General features: G+C 52.5%; 1 rRNA gene. It reads left to right on the forward strand.

Features of this window, described 5'->3' with window-relative positions:
- Window positions 1-139 precede the first annotated feature (139 nt).
- Window positions 140-3,015: ribosomal RNA gene (locus EDC33_RS12570) — 23S ribosomal RNA — on the forward strand.
- The last annotated feature ends 29 nt before the right edge of the window (window positions 3,016-3,044 follow it).

Genomic DNA, 3,044 nt, shown 5'->3' on the forward strand with positions numbered 1-3,044 from the left:
TCATGTACATTGAAAACCGTATAGAAACAATGCGAAAAATGATTTTTAACCGAAAATCTAGCGTAGAAAACCGAGAACCGAAAGAGTTCAAAAAACACGCGTTGTGTCAGCTTGGCTGGCACACTCACAATTTCATTGCGATTAAGTAATGAAGGGCGCACGGTGGATGCCTTGGCACCAAGAGCCGATGAAGGACGGAACCAACACCGATATGCTCTGGGGAGCTGTAAGTAAGCGTTGAACCAGAGATTTCCGAATGGGGGAACCCCGCACGTTAGTGCGACTGTCCGGTGAATACATAGCCGGACAGAGGTAGACCCGGGGAACTGAAACATCTTAGTACCCGGAGGAAGAGAAAGAAAAATCGATTCCCTGAGTAGCGGCGAGCGAAACGGGAAGAGCCCAAACCAGCTTCGGCTGGGGTTGTAGGACACCGATGAGACCAATCATCGCGAGCAGAACGGTCTGGAAAGGCCGGCCATAGGGGGTAACAGTCCCGTATGCGAAGCGATGGGCGGTTGCGGTGGATCCTGAGTACGGCGGAACACGAGGAATTCCGTCGGAATCTGGGAGGACCATCTCCCAAGGCTAAATACTCCTTGGTGACCGATAGTGAACCAGTACCGTGAGGGAAAGGTGAAAAGCACCCCGGAAGGGGAGTGAAATAGAACCTGAAACCGTGTGCTTACAAGTAGTCAGAGCCCGTTAATGGGTGATGGCGTGCCTTTTGTAGAATGAACCGGCGAGTTGCGATTTCATGCAAGGTTAAGCAGAGGATGCGGAGCCGTAGCGAAAGCGAGTCTGAATAGGGCGTTTAGTATGGGGTTGCAGACCCGAAACCAGGTGATCTACCCATGTCCAGGCTGAAGTCCAGGTAACACTGGATGGAGGGCCGAACCGACTTACGTTGAAAAGTGACCGGATGAGGTGTGGGTAGCGGAGAAATTCCAATCGAACCTGGAGATAGCTGGTTCTCTCCGAAATATATTTAGGTATAGCCTCGTGTTAGCATCGTGGAGGTAGAGCACTGTTTGGACGAGGGGCCCATCCCGGGTTACCGAATTCAGACAAACTCCGAATGCCACAGATGTGATGCACGGGAGTCAGACAGCGGGTGATAAGGTCCGTTGTCGAGAGGGAAACAGCCCAGACCACCAGTTAAGGTCCCAAAATATATGTTGAGTGGAAAAGGATGTGGCGTTGCACAGACAACTAGGATGTTGGCTTAGAAGCAGCCATCATTTAAAGAGTGCGTAATAGCTCACTAGTCAAGTGACGCTGCGCCGAAAATGTACCGGGGCTAAACATATTACCGAAACTGTGGATCAATTTATTGATGGTAGGAGAGCGTTCCAATGGCAGGGAAGCATGACCGTGAGGACATGTGGAGCGATTGGAAGTGAGAATGCCGGTGTGAGTAGCGAAAGACGGGTGGGAATCCCGTCCACCGAATGACTAAGGTTTCCAGAGGAAGGCTCGTCCGCTCTGGGTTAGTCGGGACCTAAGCCGAGGCGGAAACGCGTAGGCGATGGACAACAGGCAGAAATTCCTGTACCGGTGATATGTGTTTGAGTGAAGTGGTGACGCAGGAGGAGAAGCAGAGCGTGCGATTGGAAGAGCACGTCCAAGCATCGAGTCGTCAGGGTAGGCAAATCCGCCCTGTATAACGACGAGGTGTGACGGGGAGCCGAAATTTAGTAGGCGAAGCTGTGGGTTCACACTGCCAAGAAAAGCTGCTGGCGAATATATCACTGCCCGTACCGCAAACCGACACAGGTAGTTGGGAAGAGAATTCTAAGGTGAGCGAGCGAACTCTCGTTAAGGAACTCGGCAAAATGACCCCGTAACTTCGGGAGAAGGGGTGCTCATGAAAATGAGCCGCAGTGAATAGGCCCAAGCGACTGTTTATCAAAAACACAGGTCTCTGCCAAACCGAAAGGTGACGTATAGGGGCTGACGCCTGCCCGGTGCTGGAAGGTTAAGAGGAGCGCTCAGCGTAAGCGAAGGTGCGAATCGAAGCCCCAGTAAACGGCGGCCGTAACTATAACGGTCCTAAGGTAGCGAAATTCCTTGTCAGGTAAGTTCTGACCCGCACGAAAGGCGTAACGATTTGGGCACTGTCTCAACGAGAGGCTCGGTGAAATCATAGTACCTGTGAAGATGCAGGTTACCCGCGACAGGACGGAAAGACCCCGTGGAGCTTTACTGTAGCCTGATATTGAATCTTGACCTCACCTGTACAGGATAGGTGGGAGCCATTGAAGTGTGGACGCCAGTCTACATGGAGGCACTGGTGGGATACCACCCTGGTGATGTTGAGATTCTAACCCGCGCCCGTGATCCGGGCGGGAGACAGTGTCAGGTGGACAGTTTGACTGGGGCGGTCGCCTCCTAAAGAGTAACGGAGGCGCTCAAAGGTTCCCTCAGAATGGTTGGAAATCATTCATAGAGTGTAAAGGTATAAGGGAGCTTGACTGCGAGACATACAGGTCGAGCAGGGTCGAAAGACGGACTTAGTGATCCGGTGGTTCCGCATGGAAGGGCCATCGCTCAACGGATAAAAGCTACCCCGGGGATAACAGGCTTATCTCCCCCAAGAGTTCACATCGACGGGGAGGTTTGGCACCTCGATGTCGGCTCATCGCATCCTGGGGCTGTAGTCGGTCCCAAGGGTTGGGCTGTTCGCCCATTAAAGCGGTACGCGAGCTGGGTTCAGAACGTCGTGAGACAGTTCGGTCCCTATCCGTCGTGGGCGTAGGAAATTTGAGAGGCGCTGTCCTTAGTACGAGAGGACCGGGATGGACATACCACTGGTGGACCAGTTGTCGTGCCAACGGCATCGCTGGGTAGCTATGTATGGCCGGGATAAGTGCTGAAAGCATCTAAGCATGAAGCCCCCCTCAAGATGAGATTTCCCCATTAGATCCCTCAGAGATGATGAGGTGGATAGGTTCGGCGTGTAAGTGTGGCGACACATTCAGCGGACGAATACTAATCGATCGATGACTTATTCAATTAATGAAAACCGTGTTGGTTTTCTGCGC

This window comes from Salinicoccus roseus, from assembly GCF_003814515.1.
Lineage (GTDB): Bacteria > Bacillota > Bacilli > Staphylococcales > Salinicoccaceae > Salinicoccus > Salinicoccus roseus.